The sequence below is a fragment of the Luteimonas sp. BLCC-B24 genome, assembly GCF_028550595.1.
Taxonomy (GTDB): domain Bacteria; phylum Pseudomonadota; class Gammaproteobacteria; order Xanthomonadales; family Xanthomonadaceae; genus Luteimonas.
This window is the reverse complement of sequence record NZ_JAQQGN010000006.1, coordinates 18,923-43,981: the sequence shown is the minus strand read 5'-3', so window position 1 is coordinate 43,981 and position 25,059 is coordinate 18,923. Positions and strand designations below refer to the sequence as shown.

Sequence of the window (25,059 nt, the reverse complement as noted above, 5' to 3'; positions counted from 1 at the left end):
GCTACGCTGCCCGCCCCCGGCTGCGGTGCAGGCACGCGAATGATCGAACGCTCCGCCCAACGGACCGCGCTGGTCTCGATGCTCGCGGGCGCCGCGCTGATCGGCACCAATGGGCTGATGGTGCGCTGGGCGGACACGCCGCCGACGATCTCGGCGTTCTACCGCATGCTGTTCGCCGGGTTGATGCTCGCCGTGCTGGTCGCGTTGCGGCGCGACTGGCGGCCCCTGCCGCGCGCGGTGTGGCTGTGGTCGCTGCTGCCGGCCGGCGCGTTCGCCGCCGATCTGTGGCTGTGGCATCGCAGCATCCTGCTGGTCGGGCCGGGCCTGGCGACGCTGCTCGCCAACGCCCAGGTGTTCTTCATGGCGCTGGCCGGCGTGGTGCTGTTCGGCGAACGCATCGGGCTCCGGTTCGTGGCCGGCATCGCGCTGGCGTTCTTCGGCCTGTGGCTGCTTCTGGGTGCGGACTGGGCCCACCTGCCGCCGGAGTACCGCTGGGGCGTGTGGCTGGGGCTGGCGACCGGGCTGTGTTACGCGGTCTACAACATCGGTCTGAAGACGGTGCAGCGCGTCGGGGCCGCACACGATGCGTCACGCGCCGCGCCGATCGCGCAGATCCTGGCGATCGCCTCGCTCGGCTCGGCGCTGCTGCTGGGCCTGGCCGGCGCGGCGGAGGGCGTGTCGTTCGCAATCCCCACGTGGGCTTCGCTGGCCTGGCTGCTGGTGCTCGCCGTCCTGGGGCACTGCCTGAGCTGGATCCTGATCTCGCGCGCGATGCAGCGCCTCGGCGTGGCCCTGGTCGGCCTGTTGCTGCTGGTGCAACCGGTCTGCGCGTTCCTGCTCGATGTCGTGCTGCTGCAGCGGCCGACGCTGCCGCGCGAATGGCTGGGGCTCGGCTTCACCCTGGCCGGGATCTTCCTCGCGAGCCTGAAGGGGCGCAGCCGGCTGCCGGTCGATACCACCTGAGCGCGCGCCACCTTGAAGCGACGCGCGCGTGGCCGCACGTGGATTGTGCGTTGCGCGGCTGTCCCGCGCCGCCAGGAGACCTCAGATGTTGGGAATCGGAGCGTGGAAACAGCGCCTGCCGCGCGCGCAGGACGCCCTGCCGGGGCGTGACACGCCGCTGCCCTTGCACAACGTGCACGCGGTGCACGGCCGCCCGCTGCAGGGTGCCTTCGAGGGGCTCGAGCAGGTGCAGTTCGGCATGGGCTGCTTCTGGGGCGCCGAGCGTGCGTTCTGGTCGCTGCCCGGCGTGGTCACGACGGCGGTGGGCTACGCGGGCGGCAGCACGCCGAATCCGACCTATCGCGAAGTGTGCTCGGGCCAGACCGGGCATGCCGAAGTGGTGCTGGTGGTCTACGACCCCGCGCAGGTCGCGTTCGAAACCCTGCTGAAGACCTTCTGGGAAGGTCACAACCCGACCGAGGGCATGCGTCAGGGCAACGATGTCGGCACGCAGTACCGTTCGGCGCTCTACTGCAGCACGCCGGGCCAGTTCGAGCTGGCCACGCGCAGCCTGGCGGACTACGGGGCCAGGCTGGAGGCCGCGGGTTATCCGCCGATCACGACCGAGCTTCGCGCCGAGGCGCCGCCGTTCTATTACGCCGAAGACGAGCATCAGCAGTATCTGCACAAGCATCCCGGCGGCTACTGCGGCCTGGGAGGCACGGGCGTCAGCTGCCCGGTCGGCGCGGTGCTCTGACAGCGGACGCCGGGCGGCGCGGCAACCGCGCCGCCGGGGCGATCATGCGGCAGGCGGTGCGACCGCAAGCACGCGCAAGCGCAGCGTGCGTCCGTTGACGCCGGGCCAGTCGATGCGCTGGCCGACCGCCAGTCCCAGCAGGGCGGCGCCCACGGGGGCCAGAACCGACACGCGGCCTGCGCCGGCATCGGCTTCATGGGGATAGACCAGGGTCAGCGTGTGTCGGCTGCCGTCGTGCTCGTCGACACAGTCGACGTGCGCGTGCATGCCGACGATGCCGGCGGCGTCGGCATCGGGCGCCAGGACATCGGCGCGGTCGAGTTCGCGTTGCAGCGAAGCGGCGCCGGGATGGTGCCGGTAGGTGGGAGAGGCCAGCAGGGCATCGAGCCGTGCCAGGTCGCGGGTGGTCAAGCGGATCGGAACGGACTGCGAAGGAGGCAGACCACTCTGGGGTTGGGACGACATCGGGATTCTCCGGTCGGGTGACGTGAAAAGGGCGACGCATCGCGCCGCCCGGGTCGATTGTGCCGGATCGGGTGCCGCGGCGATGCCCGGCCGCGCCGCATGCACCTCAATCCTGCGACGGCATCCGCAGCAGGGCCGGCGGCAACGCGGCGAACGGCTGGGCCAGCGTCTGCAGAAAGCCCGCGATCGCCGAACTGCGTCGCCAGACCATCGCGATGCGCCGGCTCGGCGGCTGGGGGTCGGCGAAGCCGATGAGGCGGATGTCCGGCGACTGGGCCACCGGCGGTTGCACGGCCAGCATCGGCAGCAGGGTCACCCCCACGTTGGCGGCCACCATCTGCCGCAGCGTTTCCAGGCTGGTGCCCTGGAAGCCCGACTTTTCCGCGGCGCCGGCGAGGTGGCAGACGTCCAGGGCCTGGTCGCGCAGGCAGTGGCCGTCTTCGAGCAGCAACAGGCGCTGGTCGGCCAGCGCATCCAACGTGATCGTCGTGCGCGCGGCGAGCGGATGCCCCTCCGGCACGGCCAGCACGAACGGCTCCTCGAACAGGGGCTCGGCGTGCATCTGCTCGTCGTGCACCGGCAGCGCGAGCAGGGCCGCGTCGAGCCTGCCGTCGCGCAGCCGCGCGAGCAGCTGATCGCTCTTGTCCTCGATCAGCAGCAGTTCGAGCTGCTGGAAACGGCGCCGGATCGACGGCACCACGTGCGGCAGCAGGTAGGGCCCGAGGGTCGGAAAGAGGCCCAGCCGGACGACACCGGCTTCGGGATCCTGGCTGCGCCGGGCGACCTCCTTCATCTGCTCGACGTCGCCGACGATGCGGCGCGCGCGTTCGGCCACCTGCTGCCCGGTGGGCGTGAGCATGATCTTGCGCGGCGAGCGCTCGACCAGGGTGACGCCGAGCTCGTCCTCGAGCTTGCGGATCTGGGTCGATAGCGTCGGCTGGCTGACGAAGCACGCCGCGGCCGCGCGGCCGAAATGCCGGTGGTCGGCCAGGGCCACCAGGTACTTGAGATCGCGCAGGTTCACGACGCGTCACCGCCCCGCGCCCGGGCATGCCCGGGCGCGCGGCATCGCGGCGTCGGTCCGCGCCCGTGCACGGCTCAGGCCGCCTCGGCCTGGGCCACGCGCAGCGGGCTGCGGATGAGGTGATCGAAGGCGCTCAGCGCCGCCTTCGATCCCTCGCCCATCGCGATGACGATCTGCTTGTACGGCACCGTGGTCGCGTCACCGGCCGCGAACACGCCGGGCACGCTGGTCTGGCCGCGGTCGTCGACGATGATCTCGCCACGCGGCGACAGCGCCACCACGTCCTTGAGCCATTCGGTGTTGGGCAACAGACCGATCTGCACGAACACGCCCTCCAGGTCGACGCGGTGGCTGTCGCCGCCGACGCGGTCGCGGTAGACCAGGCCGTTGACCCGGCTGCCGTCGCCGAGCACTTCGGTGGTCTGCGCGCTGGTGACGATACGGACGTTGGCCAGGCTGCGCAGCTTGCGTTGCAGCACTTCATCGGCGCGCAGCTGGGCGTCGAACTCGATCAGGGTGACGTGGGCGACGATGCCGGCGAGATCGATCGCGGCCTCGACGCCGGAGTTGCCGCCGCCGATCACCGCCACGCGCTTGCCCTTGAACAGCGGGCCGTCGCAGTGCGGGCAGTAGGCCACGCCCTTGTTGCGGTACTGGTCCTCGCCGGGGACGTTCATCTGCCGCCAGCGCGCGCCGGTCGACAGCACCACGGTGCGCGACTTCAGCGACGCGCCGTTCTCCAGCCCGATCTCGATCAGGCCGTCGTCGCCGGCCGGCACCAGGCGCGTCGCCCGCTGCAGGTCCATCACGTCGACGTCGTACTCGCGCACGTGCTGCTCGAGTGCGGCCGCCAGCTTCGGGCCCTCGGTTTCCTTGACCGAGATGAAGTTCTCGATCGCCATCGTATCCAGCACCTGGCCACCGAAGCGCTCGGCTGCGACGCCGGTGCGGATGCCCTTGCGCGCGGCGTAGATGGCCGCAGCCGCGCCGGCCGGGCCGCCGCCGACGACGAGCACGTCGAACGGCGCCTTGGCCGCGATCGCCTTCGCCGCGCGGTCGGCGGCGCCGGTATCGAGCTTGGCGACGATCTGCTCCAGCGTCATCCGGCCCTGGTCGAACTTCTGGCCGTTGAGGAACACGGTCGGCACCGACAGGATCTCGCGCGCCTCGACCTCGTCCTGGAACAGGGCGCCGTCGATCGCCGTGTGGCGGATGCGCGGGTTGAGCACCGCGGCCAGATTCAACGCCTGCACCACGTCCGGGCAGTTCTGGCACGACAGCGAGTAGTACGTCTCGAAGATGTACTCGCCGTCCAGCGCGGCCACCTGGGCCAGCGTCTCCTGCGCCGCCTTCGACGGATGCCCGCCGACCTGCAGCAGCGCCAGCACCAGCGACGTGAACTCGTGCCCCATCGGCAGGCCGGCGAAGCGCAGCGAGATGTCGTGACCGGGCGAGGTCAGCGCGAACGAAGGCCGACGCGCGTCGGTGCCCCCGGTGTCGACGGTGATCTTGTCGCACAGCGCACGCAGGTCGTCGAGCAGCGCCCGCAGCTCCTGCGACTTCTCGCCCGCGTCGAGCGAGGCGACGATGTGGATCGGACGGACGACGCGTTCGAGATAGGCGGCGAGCTGGGTCTTGAGTTCGTCTGCGAGCATGGGGGCGGCTCCGGTTGCGGGCGACACGGGTCCGCGACGCCGGCGTGGAACCGGATCGGGACGGGGAGGGGAGAGACGTGCACCGGAGACCGCAGGCCCGGACGCGGGCGGCTGCTGGCAGGAGCCGGCGGGCTCCGGTGCACGCCCACCCCCGCGAGGGCGGGCGTGGACGTGGTACGCGGCAGGCGCCGCGCGGGGCGTCAGATCTTGCCGACCAGGTCCAGCGACGGCGCGAGGGTCTTCTCGCCTTCCTTCCACTTGGCCGGGCAGACCTCGTTCGGGTTGGCGGCGACATACTGCGCGGCCTTGAGCTTGCGCAGGGTCTCGGTGACGTCACGGGCGATCGCGTTGTCGTGGATCTCGACGGTCTTGATCACGCCCTCGGGGTTGATGACGAACGTGCCGCGCAGGGCCAGGCCGTCTTCCTCGATGTGCACGCCGAACGCGCGGGTCAGGCGGTGGGTCGGATCACCGACCAGCGGGAACTGCGCCTTGCCGACCGCCGGCGAAGTCTCGTGCCACACCTTGTGCGAGAAATGCGTGTCGGTGGTGACGATGTAGACCTCGGCGCCGATCTTCTGGAACTCGGCGTAATGATCGGCCGCGTCCTCGACCTCGGTCGGGCAATTGAAGGTGAAGGCGGCCGGCATGAAGATCAGCACCGACCACTTGCCCTTCAGGCTCTCGTTGCTGACTTCGACGAACTCGCCGTTCTGGAACGCGGTGGCCTTGAACGGCTGGACTTCGGTATTGATGAGCGACATGAAAACTCCTGGGTGACGGGGGAGGCGGCGCAGCGCCGCAGGCCGGGTCTCGGCTGCACATAGTGTAGGGACCGTCTATCGATAAACAAAATCGTTAATACGTATTCTATCGATAGGCAGGGACGATCGATTTCGTGCCGGTTATGCAGCGACAGCGTTCCACCAGTGGCGTTGCAGGATCTGCTGCATTGCAGCAATGTCGAACCCGACGGCGGTTCGCGCGGGCTTCAGGTCCGCGGCGATCCGCCAGGCGGCACACTACGCCGCAGACCCGAATTCCGTGTCCGTACCTCCCTCCCACACGTCCACGGAATCTTTGAAGGCGGCTTCGGCCGCCTTCATTTTGTCTGCGATGCGTCGGCGTCCGCCGGCACGGCTCGGACGAAACGCAGTACGGCCGGCAGCACCTCCGGCGCACGGTCCGGGTCGTAGAACGCGGCCGCGGTGACGAAATGGTTGCCCCCGGGCAGCACCAGCAGCCGCGTCTCCACGCCCGCGCGGCGCAGCGCGAATTCCAGCTTCCGGCTGTTGCCGACATCCACCGTGCGGTCGCGGTCGCCATGGATCAGCAGAAACGGCGGTTCGTCGCCGTCGACGAAGCGGACGGCCATCGCCTCGGGCCACTGGCTGCGAGGCCCGAAAATCTCTTCCAGCTTGCCGCTGATGACGAAGTCGTACGGCCCGGACAGGCCGATCACGCCCGCCAGCTGTTGCGGTCGCGCGTCGACCGCCGCCAGATATCGCGCGTCCGTACCGATCAGTGCGGCAATCTGCGCACCCGCCGAGTGACCCGCGACATGAATCCGCTGCGGATCGCCGCCGTGTTCGGTGGCATGGTCCAGCGTCCAGCGCACCGCGCGCGCGGCGTCCTCCATGAAGGCCGGAAAGCCCGCCGTCGGCCAGGTGCGATAGTCCGCGACGATCGCCACGACGCCGTTCTCCGCCAACCGGCTGCCCACGAACCGGTACTGCGCGCGCGCGCCCATCTGCCAGGAGCCGCCGTAGAAGAACAGCACGACGGGTGCTCCGGACGCGACGCCCGTCGGCCGGTAGATGTCGAGCGACAAGCCGCGGGCCGGATCGTAGACGGCGGTGACATCGGGCTGGGCGCTGTCGCGGTTGACGAAGCCGAAGAACGCGCTCTGGCAGCCGGTGGCGAGCAGTGCGAGCAGGGCGGCGAAACAGGCGCGAAGCGAACGGGGCATGGGCATCTCCTCGAGGTGCGACACCATGCCGGGAGGCACCCCGGCTACGATGTGAAGCCATGACGACACCTTCGAGTCCGCCCCTGGAGGCCCTGTTGCAGGGCGCTGCCGGTCGCATCGACGCGACCGACGCGCGCTGGCTGCTCGCCCACGCGGCGGGCCGTCCGCAGGGCTGGCTGTACGCACATGCGCGCGATCCTGCGCCCGACGGTGTCGCCGAGCGCTTCGAGGCCCTGGTCGCGCGCCGCGAGGCGGGCGAGCCGGTGGCCTATCTCACGGGCGTGCGCGGGTTCTGGGGGCTGGAACTGGCGGTGACGCGGGCCGTGCTGATTCCGCGGCCGGAGACCGAGCTGCTGGTCGAACTGGTCCTGGCCCGGTTACCGGCCGCCGCTGCGCACGTGGCCGACCTCGGCACGGGGAGCGGAGCGGTGGCACTGGCCGTCGCGCGCGAGCGACCCGACGTCGCGATGCTGGCGACCGATGCCAGCGAGGCGGCACTCGCCGTCGCGCGGGCCAATGCGCATTCGCTGGGGCTCTCGCACGTACGTTTCGCCCAGGGGGACTGGTACACGCCGCTCGCCGGTCTGCGGGGCGACATCATCGCGAGCAATCCGCCCTACATCGAGGCGGCCGACCCGCATCTCGGACAGGGCGATCTGCGCTTCGAACCGGGCGCGGCGCTGGCCTCGGGCGCCGACGGCCTCGATGCGATCCGCGTGCTCGCCCGGGGCGCGCTCGCGCATCTGCATCCCGGCGGCTGGCTTCTGGTCGAACACGGATGGCGTCAGGGGGCCGCGGTGCGCGCGCTTTTCGTGGAAGCAGGCCTGGAGCAGGTGGTGACCGAACGCGATCTGGAAGCGCGCGAGCGCGTGACCCTGGGGCGCGCGCCCGGTGCGGCGGAGGCCGGCTGATAGACTGACGGCCGGTTTTTCCGGATTCATGTGCATGCGCCAGCTCTATCCCGCCATCGAGCCGTTCGACACCGGAACGCTCGCCGTCGATGATCGCCACACGCTCTATTACGAGCAGTGCGGCAATCCCAAGGGCAAGCCGGTCGTGCTGCTGCACGGCGGGCCGGGCGGGGGCTGCAGCCCGAAGATGCGCAGCTTTCACGACCCCGCGAAGTACCGCATCGTGCTGTTCGACCAGCGCGGCGCGGGGCGTTCGACGCCGCACGCCGATCTCGTCGACAACACCACCTGGGACCTCGTCGCCGACATCGAGCGGCTGCGCACACACCTGGGCATCGAGCGCTGGCAGGTGTTCGGTGGCTCCTGGGGCTCGACGCTGGCGCTGGCCTACGCCCAGACGCATCCGCGCCAGGTCACCGAACTCATTTTGCGCGGCATTTTCATGCTGCGTCGCTGGGAACTGGAATGGTTCTACCAGGAAGGCGCCTCGCGCCTGTTCCCGGAGGCCTGGCAGCACTACATCGCCGCGATTCCGGAGGCCGAGCGCGGCGATCTGATCGCCGCCTTCCACAAGCGCCTGACCAGCAACGACGAGGCGACGCGCCTGGCCGCGGCGCGCGCGTGGAGCGTGTGGGAGGGCGCGACCAGCTTCCTGCACATCGATGCCGATTTCGCCGACAGCCATGCCGATGCGCAGTTCGCGCTGGCGTTCGCGCGGATCGAGAACCACTATTTCACCAACGCCGGCTTCTTCGAGGTCGACGACCAGCTGCTGCGCGACGCCTACCGCATCGTCGACATCCCGGGCGTCATCGTCCACGGTCGCTACGACGTGGTCTGCCCGGTGCAGAACGCGTTCGACCTGCACCAGGTCTGGCCCAAGGCCGAGCTGGTCATCACCCCGGCCTCGGGCCATTCCGCATTCGAGGCCGAGAACGTCGACGCGCTGGTGCGCGCGACCGACCGCTTCGCCTGACAGCCGGGCCTCGCCGCCCGGTCCACCCACTGCGATGCGCGGCGCAGCGGCCGCGCGCGGGATTTCACGATGTCCGAAGAAGAAGCGCTGGTCGTCAAGGACAGCAACGGCACGCGCCTGGCCGACGGCGACGCCGTCACCCTCATCAAGGATCTGAAGGTCAAGGGCACCAGCGTCACCCTCAAACGCGGCACGCTGGTCAAACACATCCGCCTGACCGACGATCCGGATCTGATCGAATGCAACGTCCAGAAGGTCAAGGGGCTGGTGCTGCGTACGGAGTTCGTCAAGAAGGCCTGACGCGGGGGATGCGGCGGCGCGCGCGTCGAACACCCCGCATCGCGCGCTGGCGTGGCCGGTGTGCCGCTCAATCGGCCGGCGAGCCGTCCGGATTGAAGTCGATCATCCACAGCCCGGCCCAGAGCTTGAGGTCGAGCTCGTAGCCCTCGGCATGCTTGCGCATCAGCCAGGCCGGCGCGGTGGCGCGCGGCACGGCATGCACGATGATCGCCTCGTCGTCGACGCCGCCTCCGGTGCCGACCCGCGTGAGCTCGCGTGCGCGTACGAACGCGACCCGTTCATTGCTCATGCCGGCCGTCGTCGGCCCGGTCAACAGCACCTCGACACGGCCGGCGGCCCAGCCGGTCTCCTCGATCAGCTCCCGCCGCGCCGCGTCCTCCAGCGAATCGGTGCTGCCGCCGTCGCCGACCAGTCCGGCCGGCATCTCGATCGTGCGTGCGCCCAGCGGTACGCGGTACTGCTCGACGAACAGCACGTCGTCGTCGGGCGTCACCGCGATCACCAGCACGGCCATGCCGTTGCCGCCGTGGGTGCGTTCGCAGGCTTCCCACGTGCCGCGGCGGACGAGCCGCAGCCAGTCGCCCTGGTAGAGGATTTCGGGTGCGTCGGTCTGTGCGTCGGAGGTCATGCGCGGATCCTAACGCGGGAGGTGCGGCGGCCGCGTGTCAGACCTCGACCGCGGGTGCGTACTCGAGGCCGGCGGCCGCATGCAGGCGCCGCCTCGTGAGCGGGCCGAAACGCAGGGTGTCGCACAGCGCGCGCAGTGCCTCCGCGTCGCCCTCGCGCCGTGCGAAGCCGTATGACACGTCACCCAGGGGCGCGTCACAGGCGATCGTCGTGAGCTGACGGTAGAGCCGGGCCACCTCGGCGTGCTGGCGCAGCTTCGCGCCCACCTGGCCGGCGCCGCGGAAGCGGAGGAACTGGACCTCGTCGCTGCGCGCCAGCAGCGCGTCCAGCGTACCGAAGTGGTGCAGCAGGCTCGCCGCGGTCTTGCAGCCGATCCCGGGGACGCCGGGAATGTTGTCGACCGCATCGCCGCACAGCGCGAGGTAATCGGCCATCTGGTGCGCGTCCACGCCGTGGCGGGCTTTCACGCCCGCTGCGGTCCAGCGCTGGCCGCGGGCGAAATCCCACTGGCTGTCCTCGCCCTGCAGCAACTGGGACAGGTCCTTGTCGGCCGACACGATGACGCCGGTGAGTCCACGGGCGCGACCGGCCTGCAGCGCGCTGCCGATCAGGTCGTCGGCCTCGTAGTCGTGGTCGGCCAGCACCGGCAGGCCCATCACGCGGCACAGGGACTTGCAGTGCGCGAACTGGCGACGCAACTCGTCCGGCGCGGGCGCGCGATTGGCCTTGTACGCCGGATAGAGCCGGTGGCGGAAGCAGCTGTCGAGCGCCTCGTCGAACGCGATGGCGATGTGCCGCGGTCGCTCGCGCTCGACCAGCTCGGCCAGGAAGCGGGCGAAGCCGTGGACCGCGTTGGTCGGCCAGCCGTCCGCGTCGCGGAATTCGTCCGGCATCGAATGCCAGGCGCGGAAGACGTAGAGACTGGCGTCGACCAGGTACAGAGGTGTCATACCGGCATTGTGACGCCATGCGCCCCGGGTGTCCCCGGCTGGGATCTGGGATCAGTCCGGTCGCCAGTCGCTCAGCAGCGCGCGCGGGTCGGGCCGCTCGCGCTCCGGAGCCTCGACACGCGGCGTGCCGATGTGGATGAAGCCGACGATGCGCTCATGAGGCTGCACGCCCAGGGCGCCGACGATATCGGGGTCGTAGGCGGCCCATCCGGTCAGCCAGCACGCGCCGAAACCCGCCGCCTGCGCCGCCTGGAGCAGGGCAAAACACACGCTGCCGGCGGTCAGCAGGCGCTCCAGTTCGGGGATCTTGCGGTCGTCGGCGTCGAGCACCGCGATCACCGCAATGACCAGCGGCGCGTGTGAAAACCGCAGCCGCTCCTTTTCCAGCGCGCCCGCTCCGAGGTCGGGCTCACGCGCACGCGCGCGGTTGGCCAGGCGCTCGCCCAGCGCGTCGCGCGCGTCCCCGGCAATGCGCAGGAATCGGAACGGCACCCGCTTGCCGTGGTCCGGCACCCGGGACGCGGCCGCGAGCATCCGCAGCAGTGTGGCCTCGTCCGGTCCGGGGGCGGCCAGCTGCCGCGCCGGCACCGAGCGCCGCCCGTTCAACGCGGCGAAAGGTTCGTGTTCAGGATTTGCGAGTATCGTCACAGACGCAGTGCCGGGCTTGCGGAATCTTATGTGCGGGGCAGTGTGCCCCATTTCCCCCGATCTCCCTATATGAAGCCTTCCGACGACATCGGTGCCGGTTCAGGCGCGCGCGCAATGCCCTCGCGACCGGCCAGCCGCGTGCTCGAGACGCTCCGGCACGATGCCGTGACGGCGCTCGGCGGCGTGTTGTCCGGCTTCTGGAGTTCGATCGAGGAGCAGGTCCGCCTCGCGGCGCTCGCGGGGCACGACTATATGGCGGCCCAGGAGGACCGGGTTGCGGTGCTCGACCTGAGCCATCGGGCCCTCGAGCTGGCGACCCGGTTCCGCAAGTCGATCGAGACCGAGTTCGAGCAGTGGCTGTCCGATCGTCCGCCGCCCCCGGCCGCCGATGGCCTTTCGCTGATGTCCGAGGGCGAGCTGGAAGTCCAGCTGGCGGCGCAGCAGATCATCGAACTGATGGACCACCAGTTCCTGCATCCGCTGGCCGCGCTCGACGAGCGCCTCGCGGTGCTCGCGAGCCATCTCGGGCTGGAGGGGCCGCGCGCCAATCCGCTGCGCCCGGAAGTGCCGGTGATGGCGTTCGTGCGCCTGTTCCGCGCCGACGATCTGCCGCCCGGCCTGCGTTCGACCGTGTTCCACCAGTTCGACAAGCGCCTGCCCGCCATCCTGTCGGAGGTCTACACCAAGGCCAACGCCACGCTCGAGTCCGCGTCGATCGGTAGCGGTGCCTCGTCGGCGCATCCGCACGCGATCGCGCGCGCGGCCGGACCGGCCGGGGCGGGTTCCGCCGCCGCGCCAGCGCCGCGCCGCGGTGGGGCCGAGGCCTGGGTGCCGGATGGCGGTGTCGTCGAACACTACGCGCCTGCCGAGGGCGACATCGCGGTGACCGAATCCACGGCACCCGCCTACGGCCCGCTGTCGTCCGGACTGATGGATGTTCTGGCGGCGCACGCGAACGGCGCGCCGCCGGTGCCCCGCAGCTATCGGGATCTCGTGCGCGAGCAGCTGCACCAGTGGCGGGAGCGCCGCGAGGCCGACGCGTCCATGGCCGCGCCGGCGGACGGCAGCGGCGGCCAGGTCCTCAGCATGTCGCAACTGCTCAGCGTCGCGCGGATGCTGCAGGGGGACGATCCCTCGCCGTATGCGCGGGTGCTGGTCGGCGACGATCGCCGTCAATTGGGCGACGTCATCCGCGACGAGCTGTTGCGCGGCCTGCGCGAACTCGGCGTGGATCCCGAGCAGTCGCCGCTGCGCCGTGAAGACGAAGACGCGATCGATCTGGTCGGCATCCTGTTCCAGTCGCTGTTCGACGCCAACGATCTGCTCCAGCAGGCGCGGGACATCTACAGCCGGCTGGTGGTGCCCTATGTCAAGGTGGCGCTGACGGACGACTCGATGTTCAACCAGCGTGGCCATCCGGCACGCAAGCTGCTCGACGCGGTTACCGAAGCCTGCGACGGCAATACGGGCGAAACCGCCCAGGACCGCGATCTCCTCGATCACGCAGGCCGTGTCGTGGATCGCGTCGTCGATGAATACGAGAGCGACCAGGCGGTGTTCCGCCTCGCCTCCGACGAGCTGCGTGAGCGGCTCGACCAGCAACGCCGGCGCGCCGAGGTGGCCGAGCGTCGGGCCGCCGAAGCCATCCACGGCCGCGAGCGGCTGCAGCAGGCGCGGCGCAGCGTCAACGACATCGTGGCCTCGCGCCTGTCGGCGCGTAAGCTGACGTCGGCCGTGGCGTTCTTCCTCGACCGGCACTGGCGGCATTACCTCACCCAGACCTGGCTGCGCGACGGGCCCGATTCACAGCGCCACCTGGCGGCGATCGGCGTCGGAGACGCCATGATCCAGGTCGACGCCGACGCGGCCCACGCGCTCGGCAGCGCGGTCGCCGACGAATTGCTCGCGCTGCAGATGCCGCTGGCGGAGTGCTACTCGAGCTGTGGCCTCGACGCCGACGCGGCGCGCGACGCCGTGGCGCGCATCATCGCGGCGCTGGCGCTGCCGGACACGCCGCGTACGGTCCACGTGGCGCAGGCACAGGACGATCTCGACGACGAACCGCAGGACGGCGCGCTGCATCTGGCGCCCGGCCAGGCACCGGCGTTCGAGCCGACCGTCGCCGCGCGCATGCGGCAGTTGCGGGTGGGCCAGGGCCTGCGTCTGATCGACGAAAACGGCCGCGAGTCCGCCGCGCGCGTCGCCTGGATCAGCCCGTTGACCGCCCGCCTGTTGATCGTCAACCGGCGCGGCATGCGCAAGATGGTCGTGTCGCCGGAAGAACTCGCCGCACTCGTCGGCGCCGGACGTGTCGTCGTGCGCGCGGTGGATGCGCCGTTCGACGAAGCGATGAAGCACCTCTGGCAGCAGCTCAACGCGGCGAACGACGGCGCCATGTCGTCGGCCACGGGCTGAACGCCACGCGCGGTTCGAGACGTATCACCGCCGCGTGCGTTATTGTCCTGCGATCGATCGCTCGGGGCGGAGTAGGGGTGCATGCCCGGTTTCACACTGCAGGGAACCGGTGATTCCGGCCGAACCGAGACGCCTGCGCAGGTGCTCGACGGTCTCAGGCGCGAAGCAGCGGCGCGGCTGCTGCCCTTGCTGGGTGACGCGCTGCGGGCCGAGCGCGCACGGCTGGACGCCGGGCGCCGGGAGATCACCCACGACGTCAAGGCCGACGAGGCGATCGCCGAGGATCTGACCGGACTCGCGGTGCTGGGCGCCGAACTCATCCATCACGAGCAACGCTGGCAGAAGGCGCTGGCCGACGTCTTCGCCGCGTGGCCGGCGCCGCCGGTGGCCCGCACCCTGGACCAGTTCTCACTGGTGTCGGACGACGAACTGCAGGCGCAGTTGATCGGTCAACCGGTGGCCGAAGCGCTGGATCGCCGCTTCGAAAGCGTGCGCGACATCATCGACCGGCGCCTGTACTCGGTTTCGGCGTCGATGGGCTATCGCCAGCGCCCGGCCAATCCGCTCGCGCCGCGTTTCATCATCGAGTGCTTCCTGCAGGCGTTCGGCGTACAGGACTGCGGCCGGCGCCTGCGCGCGGCGCTGCTGAAGCGCTACGAAGCGCTGCTCGACCAGCATCTCGGTGCCTTGTACGCGTGGTGCAACACCCGTCTGGCCGAAGCGGGCTATGCGCTGGCTGGAGACAGTGATCATTCCGCGCTGGTGTCCTCACTGGGCATGCCGGCGGAGATCGCGCGCGGCCAGAGCTGGGACGACGACGCGGCCATGGCGGTCGGTGCGCCCAGCTGGCAGACCGGCGGGCCCCGTGCGTCCACGCCGGCGCGCCGGATCGTCGACGCCCCGCGCGGCAATCTGCTCCGGCGGCACGCACGCTCGTTTCGCGACGCGCAGCGCTCCGATCCGGGCACGCCGCAGCGCAGCCTGCGGCCGGAAGAGTTCCAGGCGGCACTGTCACTGCTGCAGGCCGAGCGGACGCTGCCGCTTCCGGACGCCGCCCACGGTGCGCGGATCCGCGAGGGGCTCCAGCGGGTGGCCGGCGGGCTGGGCATCGACCGGCAACAGGTGGCGTTCGCGCCCGAGCAGGACGATGCCATCGCGCTGATCGGCGCACTTTTCGATCTGCTGGCGGCCCGGCACCTGCTGCTGCCGCAGGCGCGGGAGCGTCTGGCCGTGCTGACGCTGCCCTATCTGCATCTCGCGCTCGAGGATCCGCAGCTGTTCGAAACCTCGTCGCCGCCGTCGATGCAGCTGCTGTCGCTGTTGCTGGAGCTGTGGGATGGCGCCGATCCGGACGATCCGGCATCGGCCGAACTGCAGGCCGTCGCCGAGCGTGCGTCGGCAGCGGTCATCGACGGTGCCCACGGCGACGGCCGGGTATTTCCCGCGCAGCTCGCGCAGATCGATGCGGTGCTCGGCCAGCAGCGTCGGCGCGCCGAGGCGGTCGAGCGCCGGACCTGGCAGGCACTGCGCGGCCGCGAGCGTCTCGACGCCGCCCGCGCCCAGGCCGCGTCCGATGTGGCGCGTCGGCTACAGGGCCAGCCGCTGCTGCCCACCGTCGCCGCCTTCATCGACGGCGAATGGCGCCAGGCGCTGATCCAGGCCTGGCTGCGGGACGGCGCCGATTCGGACCGCTATCGCGAGGTGCTGTCGCTCGGGGATGCCCTGATCGAGGTCGACGGTCTCGCCGCCGGAAGCGGCGGCAGCGCAGTGGCCGATCGCCTGCTCGGCATCCTGCCGGCGCTGCGCGAATGCTGCGTGCAGTGCGGTGTCGACGAAACCGCAACCGATGCGCAACTGGCCGGCCTGGTGGCCGAGCACGCGAGTCCGACGCCGCGCAAGCTCCATGCGCCGACGCCTTCGGGCGGCGACGAGATGCCCATCGAGGCCGACACCCCGCTACTCGGTGCAGGACCCGCCGAACTCGAGTACGCCGAAGGGCAGCGGTTCGTGCAGCCGGCAGCCTCCGGGCCCGCGCGCGTCCTGCGCCTGGCCTGGCGCAGTGCACTGACCGGGAGCTGTCTCCTGGTGAACGCGGCCGGCGCGAAAGAGCTGCTGCTGTCCCCCGCCGCGCTGCAGGCGCGGGTGGCCGACCGGCGCCTGTTGCCGCGGCCACTGGGCAGTGCGGTGGCCGCCGCGCTGCACGACATGGCCGAGCGGGCACGCGGCGGCTGAACCGGCTCCGCCCGCTTTCCGGCATCCGGGCCTGGGCCTAGGATGGAGCCAGCGTCTGGGGAGGGCAGCCGATGGGAATCACGATTGGGGTCGCGCGGGAGACCGCAGCGGGCGAGCGCCGGACCGCGCTCACGCCCGAGACCTGCCGCAAGCTGGTCGCGGCCGGCGCGCGGGTGCAGATGGAGGCAGGTGGCGGCGCCGGCGCCTATTTCAGTGACGCCGCGTACGCCGAGGCGGGCGCCGAGATCGTCGAGACGGCCGTCGCGGCCTGGCGCGATGCCGACGTGGTGCTGTGCGTACAGCCGCCGGCGCCCGCAACGCTGCGCGAACTGGCGGCCGGTACGGTGTTGATCGGACTGATCCAGCCCGATGCCGACCCGGCACGCGGCGCCGCGATCCTCGACCGGGGCCTGATCGCCTTTCCGCTCGAGCGATTGCCCCGCACCACGCGCGCCCAAGCGATGGACGTGCTGAGTTCACAGGCCGGGATGGCCGGCTACAAGGCGGTCGTGATCGGCGCCCAGCTCGCACCGCGGTTCTTTCCGATGCTGACCACGGCGGCCGGCACCATCCGCCCCTCGCGCGTGCTGGTACTCGGCGCCGGCGTGGCCGGCCTGCAGGCGATCGCGACCGCGCGCCGGCTCGGTGCCCAGGTCGAAGGCTTCGACGTGCGCCCGGAAACCCGCGAACAGATCGAATCGCTCGGTGCCCGTTTCCTGGATCTGGGGATCGACGCGGCAGGCGAAGGCGGCTACGCGCGCGTCCTGACCGAGGCCGAGCGCGCCGAACAGCAACGCCGGCTGTCGGCGCATCTGGCCCAGGTGGATGTCGTGATCTGTACCGCCGCCGTGCCCGGTCGCCGGGCGCCGACGCTGCTGACCCGGGCGATGGTGGCGGGCATGCGGCCCGGCAGCGTGATCGTGGATCTGGCCGCCGAAACCGGCGGCAACTGCGAAGCCACGGTGCCCGGCGACACGGTGGAGCAAGCGGGCGTCACCATCGCCGGCCCGCTCGGTCTGGCGAGCCTCGGCGCCACCCACGCCAGCGAGATGTATGCGCGCAACGTGCTGAACTTCGTTCTGCTCCTTCTCCAGGACGGCGCGTTGACGCTCGACTGGAGCGACGCGCTGCTCGCCGGCACCGTCTGGCCGTCCCGCGCCGCGTCCGCGTCCGCGGGAGACTGACGCCCGCGCTCAGCGCGGATCGATGCCCGGCGGTGGCGGGTTGGCGGTCGCCCATTGCCGCCGCTGTTCGGGCGTCATCTGCCGCCAGCGCTCGCGCAGTGCCGCGCGCTCGGGCTCGGGCAGGGCGCGCAGCTTGCCGTAGAGCGCGCGCGCTTCTTCGCGTTGCTCGGGCGCCAGCCGCTTCCAGTGATGCATGCCGTGACGCGCATTCTGGCGCTCGGCCGGGGTCATGGCCTGCCAGCGGCGGGCATGCTCCAGCATGCGCCGACGCTCGTCGGCATCGGCCTGGCTCCAGCGGTCGCGCAGCGGCGCGAGCAACTGCTCGCGCTGGGCCGGCGTGAGCTGGTCCCACGCCGGCGGCGCCGCCCCCGGCGATTGCGCCGACGCGGCGCCGGCAGACAGCAGGCCCGCCAGGAGCGGAACGGCCCACAGGGGATGGAAACGGAAACGGGACATGGTCACTCCACGGCGAGCAGGGTGGCTTCGTTGGCCGCCAGCCACAGGTAGAAATCGGGGGATTCGTCGTAGGCCACGTAGACCTCCGCCGCCGCGTCGTCGAGCACGGCCGCCTCGGCCACCGTCAACGGCGCGCTGGCGGCCGCAGACGGGGGCGAAGGCGCGGCCCCCGGTGGCGCGGATATCTGCAGCCCGGCCGCAAGTGCGAGCAGTGCGGTGCAGCCCGCCGCCAGCGGCCAGGCCCAGCCACGCCGCTGCACGGGTGCCGCCGAGAGTGCGGCATGCCGGGCGCGGTTGAGACGTGCGATGGTGCCGGCCGACATCTGCGCCTGCGCCTCCAGATAGAGCGCGCGGGCACGGGCGTCGGTCGGCGGCACGGGGACGTCGTGCGGCTGCGAAGTCATCGGAAATCCTCGAGATGCGTCTGCAGTGCCTCACGGGCACGGAACAGATGGGTTTTCACCGAGCCGGCACTGCAGCCCATGATGCGGGCCGTGGTGTCGACGTCGAACTCCTCCAGCACGCGCAGCGTGAACGCTTCGCGCTGGCGGCGGGGCAGGGCGCGAAGCGATGCGGCGAGATGCCGCCACGCTTCCTGGCCGTCGTGCTGCCGGGACGGATCCGGACCGCTGTCGGCCCAGTCGATCTCATCGCCGTCGGGTGTGCGGGCATCACTGAGCCAGGTCAGACGGAAGCTGCGCCGCCGTTGCAGGTCGATGATCCGGCTTCGCAGCACCGTCCAGAACAGCGGCGACCACTCGGCGGGCGGTCGGTCGCGATAGCCGAGCATCCGGGTCATCGCGTCCTGCACCGCATCGAGCGCGTCGTCGCGATGGCGCAGGCCCAGTTCGGCGAACCGGAACGCGCGCCGCTGTACGTCGGCCAGGAAGGCCTCGAGCGTCGCGGCGGGCGCGGGCTGCGCCGCGGACTCTGGAGTGCTCACGGGCGCCAGCCTAGCGTGCGGCGCGTGCGCCATGTGCGAAGCGGGAAGGCTGCCATCCATTGTCGGTGCAATCGGGCCGTCGGCGGGGTCACACCGGAACAACGCGCGGGTCCCGCGCCGGTTGACCTGGGGGCACGCACCCGCGCCGGACTGGCGCGACGTTCACCGGCGGTTATGATGCGGCGACACGCTGACGGGGGTCGGTCATGATCGACGGGGTCGTAGCGCTGTACATTTTTATGCTGGCGGCGATCGCCGGCCACGTGATCATCTCGCGCGTGCCGGTCATCCTGCACACGCCGCTGATGTCAGGTTCGAACTTCATCCACGGCATCGTGCTGATCGGCGCGATGGTGGTGCTGGGGCATGCGGAAACGCGCGTCGAGCAGGCCATCGGATTTCTCGCCGTGCTCATGGGGGCGGGCAATGCGGCCGGGGGCTACGTGGTCACCGAGCGCATGCTGGACATGTTCAAGCCCGCGCGCCGCCCGGAGGACGCCGAATGACCGCGGCCCCGCGGCGGGGGGTGTCGGCGCGCGACGTGTTCCAGGCGCTGAGCTACCTGCAGTATCCGCTGCTGCTGATCGCTCTGGGCTACGGGTTCGTGGGTGCCATCGGTCTGGGCAGCGGACGGGATGGGAGGCCTCCCCTCGATGCCTGGAACTACGGGCTGCTGTATGCCGGCCTCGCGATCGGTCTGTCGTCGATGCAGGACCCGCGGCGCACCCAGAATGCGCTGTCGCGGCGGGTCTGGCAGGACCCGGGCAAGGGGCGCTGGATGCTCGCGCTGCTGGCGTTCTATGCGTTCAGCGCGATGGGCGGCGGGTTGGCCGGCGCTTATCTCAGCGCGTCCACGCCGATGCATCAGCTGTCACTCGGTCTGCTCGCGCTCGGCCTCGGCCTGCTCGGCCTGCTGAAGACCGCGATGGAGATGCGCGAACATCACCGCCTGGATCGGAACCCGCACCCGGGCGTGGCGTCATGACCGGGCCCCAGTCGCTGCACGGCCTGATCGCAGCGAGCTATCTCGTCGCCGCGACGCTGTTCCTGCTCGGCCTGCAGCGCATGGCCTCGCCGAAGACGGCGCGCTCGGGCATCCAGTGGGCGGGCGCGGGCATGGTGATCGCGACGCTGGCGACGTTTTTCGTGCCAGGCCTGGCCAACATCGGCCTGATGATCGTGGCGATCGCGCTCGGCACGGTGCTGGCGTGGGTGTCGGGCAAGCGCGTGGCGATCACCGACATGCCGCAGATGGTCGCGTTGTACAACGGCCTGGGCGGCGGATCGGCCGCGGCGATCGGCGCGGTGGAACTGCTGCGCTGGAACGCCCAGGCGGGGCTGGTGGACGCGGCGCCGGTGCCGCAGCTCGTGCGTGTGCTGGCCGTGCTCGGCGCCCTGATCGGGGCGATCGCGCTGTCGGGGTCGGTCATCGCCTGGGCGAAGCTCGACGGCCGCATGGACCGGCGCTACGTGTTCCCGGGCCAGCAGGTCCTGAATCTGGCGGTGTTCGGCGTCGCGGTCGTGCTCGGCGCCGTGGTGGCGCATGCGCTCGGCGTGCCGGCGATCGTGGCGTTCTTCATGGCCGCGCTCGCGGTGGGCGTGCTGATGACGCTGCCGATCGGCGGGGCGGACATGCCTGTGGTGATCTCGCTCTACAACGCGCTCACCGGGCTGGCGGTCGCATTCGAAGGCTACGTGCTCGGCAACGAGGCGCTGATCGTCGCCGGCACCATGGTCGGTGCTGCCGGCATGCTGCTGACGCGGCTGATGGCCAAGGCCATGAACCGCTCCATCCGCAGCGTGCTGTTCTCCGGCTTCGGCGCCCGTGGCGAGGCCCGCGCCATCGAGGGCGCGCAGGTGGCGATCGAGGCCGGCGACGTCGCGGCGATGATGGCGTATGCCGAGCGGGTGGTGATCGTGCCCGGCTACGGCATGGCCGTCGCCCAGGCCCAGCACAAGATCTGGGAACTCGCGCAGCGGTTGATGGAGCGCGGGGTCAAGGTGAAGTTCGCGATCCATCCCGTCGCCGGCCGCATGCCAGGGCACATGAACGTGCTGCTCGCCGAGGCCGGCGTGCCCTACGACCTGATCGCCGACATGGACGACATCAATCCGGAATTCGCGGTCACCGACGTCAGCCTGGTGATCGGGGCCAACGACGTCGTCAATCCGGTGGCGAAGACCGATCCGGCCAGTCCGATCTACGGCATGCCGATTCTCGACGTCGTCGACTCCAAGCACGCGATCGTCATCAAGCGCGGCGCGGGCACGGGGTTTGCGGGCATCGAGAACGCGCTGTTCTACGCGCCCAACACCCGCATGCTCTACGGCGACGGCGCCGCGATGGCCGGCGCCCTGGTCGCCGAGCTCAAGGCGCTCGACGGCGGGCACTGACGGGGCTCAGCGCGAAAGCACCGCCGCGATCACCAGTCCGGCGCACAGCCAGGCCACGTCCACCGGCCCGTTGGCCAGCGTGCCGAGGGTCCAGGCGTGCTGCGGGCCGAGCTTGAGCGCGGACTCCCAGGGCAGCATGCCCATCGGACGCGCCAGCTGGGCGGCGATGATGCCGAAGCCGGCGACCACGATGGTCAGCGCGGTCGCCGACAGTCCGGCAAGCGCGCGCAGCAGCCCGGGACGTGCGCGGGTGAGGCGCAGGATCCAGGCGGCATCCGCCGCCGCGACCACCGCCATCCAGCTGCTCTGCGCATTGCGTGCATCGGCCACCAGAATCCAGACGGCCGCGATGCCGAGGCTGCCGAGCAGCAGCAGGGCGATCGCCAGCGGCCAGCGCCGGGCGCGGGCAGAACGGACGGGTTCGGACATGGAAGGCTGTATCGCGGAAGCGGCCGGCCAGCATAGCGGCGGCTGGCGATACAATCACAGCCTTGCCGTGGCCGTCTCGCGCCACCATGTCCAGGCCATGTACTCCCGTAGCAGCGAACCCGTCCGATTCGAGCGCGATTGCGCCGTCGTCCTCGTGCCCCAGGGCGAAAACGTCACCCTGCCCGCAGGCAGCGCCGGGTACATCACCCAGGCGCTGGGCGGCAGCTACACCGTGTTCGTCGAGGGCAACCTGTTCCGGCTGGCCGGCCGCGATGCGGATGCGATCGGCAAGGAACCGCCGGTGCCGCTGGAGCTTCCCGACGGCGCCGACGACGCGGCCGTCGAGCGCATGGTGTGGAACCAGCTGCGCACGTGTTTCGATCCCGAAATCCCGATCAACGTGGTGGATCTGGGGCTTGTCTACGAGGCCGTCGTGCACCCGGCCGACGACGGCGCGCGCACGATCGAGGTCAAGATGACCCTCACCGCGCCCGGCTGTGGCATGGGCGAGATCCTCGTCGACGATGTGCGCAGCAAGCTCGAACTGATCCCCACCGTGCGCGAGGCGGACGTCGAACTGGTGTTCGACCCGCCGTGGAACCGCTCGATGATGTCCGAAGCCGCCCGCCTGGAAACCGGAATGCTCTGACGCCGCCGCCCGCGTCACCTGCCTGAACGAGCCCAATGCGTCATTGTGTGACGCGTTGGGTATTTTTTTGTCCAAATCCAGCAGGATTCGGAGTTGATCCGGGAGTCCTCTGTCGCGTAGCGTCAGTTATCGGTCAGTTTTGTCATGTCGGCTCGACCGACATGCGGCAGCGGGGCCTGCAGGGGGCGGGCATCGCGTGCGGTCGTCCCGGATCACGGACGGGGCGGGGACGAGGGCAGGTGGCACGCGGGATCGATCGTCGTGCGTGTCGCCGGCGGAGCACGCCGCAACGGTGTGCTCCGTTTTTTCGGGACATCAACACGAGGGGTCATCTTTCGCATGAAGACGGTCATTGCCTGTTTCACCGCTGGCACGTTGTCGCTCGGGATCGCGGTGGCCGCGCCGCGGGATGCGCGGCCCGCCGCGTTCTCGCACACCCTGCCGGCCGAGCACACGGTCGAACTCAAGCGCATGCCCGCGGTGGACGTCGCCCGCCTGCAGGCCGAGGACGCACGTCAGGATCGCGCGTCGGGCCCGCGACCGGTGCGGTTCGCCGCGCCCCACGTCGTGGACATCACGCCCGACAGCGCCGGCGACTGGGACGAGTTGCCGAACGGTGATCTGGTCTGGCGCCTGCGCGTGGAGTCGCGCGATGCGTTGTCGCTGAACTTCGGGTTCTCCGACTACCGCATGCCCGAGGGCGGACGCCTGCTGGTCTATCCGGCGGGTCTGTCCAAGAACGCCGATCCGGCCGCGATCCGCGCTTTCGACGCATCCGACAACACGCCCCGCAACGTGCTGTGGACACCGATCGTGCCGGGCGACAGTGCGGTGATCGAGGCCGTGGTGCCGAAGGCGAAGCTGTCCGAACTCCGGCTGCGCCTGACCCGGATCAACCACGACTACGTCGGTTTCGGCCGGCTCGCGCGTGAGGGGGCGCTGGCCCAGACCAAGGGCGTGTCGGGCAGCTGCAACGTCGACGTGGTCTGCCCCGACGGCGACGACTTCCGCCGCGAGATTCCGTCCGTCGGTGCGTACTCGCGCTTCGGCCAGTTCTACTGCAGCGGCTCGCTGCTCAACACCACCGCCGGCGACAGGAAGATGTACTTCCTCACCGCGCACCATTGCGGCATGGGCACCGCGGACGCCGCGGCCAGCATCGTCGTCTACTGGAACTACGAGAACTCCACCTGCCGGACCCCGGGCAGCGCCGAAAGCGGCGCCAACGGCGACGGCAGCCTGGCCCAGAACCAGTCCGGCGCCGTGGTGCGCGCGACCTACGCCGCGTCGGACTTCACGCTGCTGGAGCTCGACGACGCCGCCGATCCGGCGTTCAACCTCAGCTGGTCGGGCTGGGACCGCCGCGACATCGCGCCCCAGGGCGCCACCGGCATCCATCACCCGCGCGTGGCGGAGAAGCGCATCACCCATTCGGACAATCCCTTGCGCGTCGAGGGCTATCTCGGCAACAGCGGCGCCAGTCATCTGTGGGTGCAGTGGAACCAGCGCGGCACGACCGAGGGCGGTTCTTCGGGGTCGCCGATCTACAGCCCCGAAGGTCGCGTGGTCGGCCAGCTGCACGGCGGCTACGCCTCGTGCTCGACCACCGGCGCGAACCACGTCGACTGGTACGGCCGGCTGTTCACGTCGTGGACCGGCGGCGGCACCGCGGCGACGCGCCTGAGCGACTGGCTCGACAGTGCCGGTACCGGCGCGCAGTTCGTCGATACGCTCGGCGCCGATGTGGCTGCGCCGGGCGCGCCGACTGCGGACTTCGAGTTCGTGGTGGATGCCGCCACGCTGACCGTCGGCTTCACCGATACCTCGAGCGACGGCGACAGTGCGATCGTGGCCCGCGCCTGGGAGTTCGGTGACGGCGCGACATCGAGTGCAGCGAACCCCACCCACACCTACGCCGCGGCCGGCGTCTATACCGTCAGCCTGACGGTGACCGACGCCGATGCACGCAGCCACACCGTGTCGCGCAGCATCGAGGTCGGCGACACCGGGCCCGATGCGATCGCACTGGTCAACCGCACGCCGGTCGGCGGCATCGCAGGCGCAGCCGGGGCGTCGGTGCTGTATCGCCTGGACGTCGAAGCGGGTGCCAGCGGGCCGCTGATGATCCTGACCTCGGGCGGCAGCGGAAACGTCACGGTGCACGTGTCCGTCGACGAGGCGCCCACGCTGGACACCTACGACTACCGCTCGGCACGCCCGGGCAACAACGAGTCGATCCGCGTGGACACGCCCCGGCCCGGGCGCTATTACGTGCTGGTCGTCGGCGAGACCGCCTTCTCCGGCGTGACCCTGCAGGCGCGTCACAACTGAGCGTGTGCCGCGCAGGGATGCGCGGCCGCGACGCCCCGGCCCCGGTGGGTCGGGGCGTCGTTCGTCGGCGCGGCGCACGCGGCCCGCGCGTTAGCATCGAGCGCGACGGTTCAGGAGCAACGGCAATGACGGCGATGCCACGGCAAGGGCGGTCGCGTCTCCGGTGGCTGGCGGCCCTGCTGCTGGCGACGATGGCGACCACGGGATGCGCGATGACCAATCAACCGACAGCACGCGATGCCGGACCCGCCCAGCGGGTCATCGTGAAGTTCCGGGACGACAGCCCGGCGGGCCGGGATCCGGCGGCGGTGCAGGCCCGGCTTGATGCGATGGCCACCGCCGACCTCGGCGGGCCGGGCGTCACGCTGCGCTGGCTACACCGCACGGGTGTCGGCGCCGATGTCGTCGTGGCGACACCCCCGCTCGCACCGGCGCAGATGCAGAGCCTGCTCGCCCGGCTGTCCGCCGCGGCCGACGTGGAGTACGCCGAGCCCGACGGCAGGATGCGGATCGCACCGGATGTGACACCGCCTGCGCGCTGACGCGCGAGGCATCGGGGTCGTGCGCGCGCTGCCGGCGGGCCCGCGACGCCGGGCTGTCCTCGGCGGCGTTCGCCTGTGCGCTGGCGCGATGGTGCGGATCTGTGACCGCCGGCGTGCTTTTGCGGCACTGCGCCGACCCGCGGCGCTTGCGGAGCGGGCCGCCTGTCCTCTAGCGTCAGATTCGCGCCCGCTGCGTCAGCAGGCGCGTCGTCGGACGCCGAGGGGGCGGTTTCGGACGGGGGTCAGCCGGCGCGCACTGT

Annotated in this window: 25 protein-coding genes and 1 pseudogene; 14 read left to right on the top strand and 12 right to left on the bottom strand. The window is 70.8% G+C overall.

Annotation, left to right across the window (positions count from 1 at the left end):
* Positions 1–39: 39 nt before the first annotated feature.
* Together PQS31_RS12595 and msrA are read left to right on the top strand one after the other, a co-directional pair.
* Positions 40–963, top strand: coding sequence for a DMT family transporter (locus PQS31_RS12595; RefSeq protein WP_272763092.1), 924 nt, complete (start codon positions 40–42; stop codon positions 961–963).
* Positions 964–1,048: 85 nt separating this feature from the next.
* The gene (gene msrA, locus PQS31_RS12590) at positions 1,049–1,699 is read left to right on the top strand and encodes a peptide-methionine (S)-S-oxide reductase MsrA (RefSeq protein WP_272763091.1); all 651 of its coding nucleotides are present in this window, start codon (positions 1,049–1,051) and stop codon (positions 1,697–1,699) included.
* A gap of 42 nt (positions 1,700–1,741) precedes the next feature.
* Here msrA and rnk read toward each other — a convergent pair whose 3' ends face one another.
* From rnk to PQS31_RS12565, 5 genes are all read right to left on the bottom strand, one after another.
* Positions 1,742–2,164: a nucleoside diphosphate kinase regulator gene (gene rnk / locus PQS31_RS12585; RefSeq protein WP_096208211.1), complete on the bottom strand. Its 423-nt coding sequence runs from the start codon at positions 2,162–2,164 to the stop codon at positions 1,742–1,744.
* A gap of 106 nt (positions 2,165–2,270) precedes the next feature.
* Positions 2,271–3,188 (bottom strand): DNA-binding transcriptional regulator OxyR, encoded by a 918-nt coding sequence (oxyR, locus tag PQS31_RS12580; protein WP_272763090.1) that lies wholly within the window; start codon positions 3,186–3,188, stop codon positions 2,271–2,273.
* Positions 3,189–3,262: 74 nt separating this feature from the next.
* A complete protein-coding gene (gene ahpF / locus PQS31_RS12575; RefSeq protein WP_272763089.1) occupies positions 3,263–4,843 on the bottom strand; it encodes an alkyl hydroperoxide reductase subunit F in 1,581 nt (526 codons plus the stop codon).
* A 200-nt stretch (positions 4,844–5,043) separates the two neighbouring features.
* Positions 5,044–5,607 carry an alkyl hydroperoxide reductase subunit C gene (gene ahpC / locus PQS31_RS12570; protein ID WP_096208208.1) on the bottom strand — a complete coding sequence of 188 codons (564 nt, stop codon included), beginning with the start codon at positions 5,605–5,607 and terminating at the stop codon, positions 5,044–5,046.
* Positions 5,608–5,945: 338 nt separating this feature from the next.
* Complete coding sequence (locus PQS31_RS12565; protein WP_272763088.1) at positions 5,946–6,812, bottom strand: alpha/beta hydrolase; 867 nt, start codon at positions 6,810–6,812, stop codon at positions 5,946–5,948.
* A 59-nt stretch (positions 6,813–6,871) separates the two neighbouring features.
* On the opposite strand from PQS31_RS12565, the gene prmC reads away from it, so the two are divergent.
* The 3 genes and pseudogenes from prmC to PQS31_RS12550 form a co-directional block, all read left to right on the top strand.
* Positions 6,872–7,723, top strand: coding sequence for a peptide chain release factor N(5)-glutamine methyltransferase (gene prmC / locus PQS31_RS12560; protein WP_272763087.1), 852 nt, complete (start codon positions 6,872–6,874; stop codon positions 7,721–7,723).
* Positions 7,724–7,757: 34 nt separating this feature from the next.
* On the top strand, positions 7,758–8,699 hold the full coding sequence (gene pip, locus PQS31_RS12555; protein WP_272763086.1) for a prolyl aminopeptidase: 942 nt from the start codon (positions 7,758–7,760) through the stop codon (positions 8,697–8,699).
* A 90-nt stretch (positions 8,700–8,789) separates the two neighbouring features.
* Positions 8,790–8,999, top strand: a pseudogene (locus PQS31_RS12550) (alkylphosphonate utilization protein); the annotation flags it as partial.
* Positions 9,000–9,066: 67 nt separating this feature from the next.
* Here the strand turns inward: PQS31_RS12550 and PQS31_RS12545 are convergent.
* From PQS31_RS12545 to PQS31_RS12535, 3 genes are read right to left on the bottom strand one after another with little or no spacing between them, the layout of a single operon-like run.
* Positions 9,067–9,627: an NUDIX hydrolase gene (locus tag PQS31_RS12545; protein ID WP_272763085.1), complete on the bottom strand. Its 561-nt coding sequence runs from the start codon at positions 9,625–9,627 to the stop codon at positions 9,067–9,069.
* Between the two features lie 37 nt (positions 9,628–9,664).
* Positions 9,665–10,576, bottom strand: coding sequence for a 5'-3' exonuclease H3TH domain-containing protein (locus PQS31_RS12540; RefSeq protein WP_272763084.1), 912 nt, complete (start codon positions 10,574–10,576; stop codon positions 9,665–9,667).
* Between the two features lie 51 nt (positions 10,577–10,627).
* Positions 10,628–11,218: a nitroreductase family protein gene (locus tag PQS31_RS12535; protein ID WP_272763250.1), complete on the bottom strand. Its 591-nt coding sequence runs from the start codon at positions 11,216–11,218 to the stop codon at positions 10,628–10,630.
* 75 nt (positions 11,219–11,293) lie between these two features.
* On the opposite strand from PQS31_RS12535, the gene PQS31_RS12530 reads away from it, so the two are divergent.
* The 3 genes from PQS31_RS12530 (at position 11,294) to PQS31_RS12520 (ending at position 17,055) form a co-directional block, all read left to right on the top strand.
* A complete protein-coding gene (locus PQS31_RS12530) occupies positions 11,294–13,639 on the top strand; it encodes a DUF1631 family protein (RefSeq protein WP_272763083.1) in 2,346 nt (781 codons plus the stop codon).
* Between the two features lie 81 nt (positions 13,640–13,720).
* On the top strand, positions 13,721–15,871 hold the full coding sequence (locus tag PQS31_RS12525) for a DUF1631 family protein (protein ID WP_272763082.1): 2,151 nt from the start codon (positions 13,721–13,723) through the stop codon (positions 15,869–15,871).
* A gap of 71 nt (positions 15,872–15,942) precedes the next feature.
* Complete coding sequence (locus PQS31_RS12520) at positions 15,943–17,055, top strand: NAD(P) transhydrogenase subunit alpha (protein WP_272763081.1); 1,113 nt, start codon at positions 15,943–15,945, stop codon at positions 17,053–17,055.
* Positions 17,056–17,064: 9 nt separating this feature from the next.
* On the opposite strand, the gene PQS31_RS12515 is transcribed toward PQS31_RS12520, so the two are convergent.
* The 3 genes from PQS31_RS12515 to PQS31_RS12505 are packed head-to-tail and all read right to left on the bottom strand — an operon-like array spanning position 17,065 to position 18,454.
* Positions 17,065–17,511 carry a DUF3106 domain-containing protein gene (locus PQS31_RS12515; protein ID WP_272763080.1) on the bottom strand — a complete coding sequence of 149 codons (447 nt, stop codon included), beginning with the start codon at positions 17,509–17,511 and terminating at the stop codon, positions 17,065–17,067.
* A gap of 2 nt (positions 17,512–17,513) precedes the next feature.
* On the bottom strand, positions 17,514–17,915 hold the full coding sequence (locus PQS31_RS12510) for a hypothetical protein (protein WP_272763078.1): 402 nt from the start codon (positions 17,913–17,915) through the stop codon (positions 17,514–17,516).
* Positions 17,912–18,454: an RNA polymerase sigma factor gene (locus PQS31_RS12505; RefSeq protein ID WP_272763077.1), complete on the bottom strand. Its 543-nt coding sequence runs from the start codon at positions 18,452–18,454 to the stop codon at positions 17,912–17,914. The genes PQS31_RS12510 and PQS31_RS12505 overlap by 4 nt, the downstream gene beginning before the upstream one ends.
* 206 nt (positions 18,455–18,660) lie before the next feature.
* Between PQS31_RS12505 and PQS31_RS12500 the strand changes: the two genes are divergently transcribed.
* The 3 genes from PQS31_RS12500 to PQS31_RS12490 are packed head-to-tail and all read left to right on the top strand — an operon-like array spanning position 18,661 to position 20,848.
* The gene (locus PQS31_RS12500) at positions 18,661–18,960 is read left to right on the top strand and encodes an NAD(P) transhydrogenase subunit alpha (protein WP_272763076.1); all 300 of its coding nucleotides are present in this window, start codon (positions 18,661–18,663) and stop codon (positions 18,958–18,960) included.
* The gene (locus PQS31_RS12495; RefSeq protein ID WP_272763075.1) at positions 18,957–19,439 is read left to right on the top strand and encodes a hypothetical protein; all 483 of its coding nucleotides are present in this window, start codon (positions 18,957–18,959) and stop codon (positions 19,437–19,439) included. Before PQS31_RS12500 ends, PQS31_RS12495 begins: the two co-directional genes overlap by 4 nt.
* Positions 19,436–20,848 carry an NAD(P)(+) transhydrogenase (Re/Si-specific) subunit beta gene (locus PQS31_RS12490; protein ID WP_272763074.1) on the top strand — a complete coding sequence of 471 codons (1,413 nt, stop codon included), beginning with the start codon at positions 19,436–19,438 and terminating at the stop codon, positions 20,846–20,848. The genes PQS31_RS12495 and PQS31_RS12490 overlap by 4 nt, the downstream gene beginning before the upstream one ends.
* Before the next feature lie 6 nt (positions 20,849–20,854).
* Here the strand turns inward: PQS31_RS12490 and PQS31_RS12485 are convergent, their stop codons facing one another.
* Positions 20,855–21,277: a hypothetical protein gene (locus tag PQS31_RS12485; RefSeq protein ID WP_272763073.1), complete on the bottom strand. Its 423-nt coding sequence runs from the start codon at positions 21,275–21,277 to the stop codon at positions 20,855–20,857.
* 97 nt (positions 21,278–21,374) lie between these two features.
* Here PQS31_RS12485 and sufT point away from each other — a divergent pair, with 97 nt between their 5' ends.
* The 3 genes from sufT to PQS31_RS12470 all read left to right on the top strand — a co-directional run bounded on the left by sufT (position 21,375) and on the right by PQS31_RS12470 (position 24,799).
* Positions 21,375–21,926: a putative Fe-S cluster assembly protein SufT gene (gene sufT, locus PQS31_RS12480; protein WP_096208274.1), complete on the top strand. Its 552-nt coding sequence runs from the start codon at positions 21,375–21,377 to the stop codon at positions 21,924–21,926.
* A gap of 339 nt (positions 21,927–22,265) precedes the next feature.
* The gene (locus tag PQS31_RS12475) at positions 22,266–24,257 is read left to right on the top strand and encodes a PKD domain-containing protein (RefSeq protein WP_272763071.1); all 1,992 of its coding nucleotides are present in this window, start codon (positions 22,266–22,268) and stop codon (positions 24,255–24,257) included.
* Positions 24,258–24,382: 125 nt separating this feature from the next.
* Entirely contained in the window at positions 24,383–24,799 is a 417-nt protein-coding gene (locus PQS31_RS12470) for a hypothetical protein (RefSeq protein ID WP_272763070.1), read from the top strand.
* The last annotated feature ends 260 nt before the right edge of the window (positions 24,800–25,059 follow it).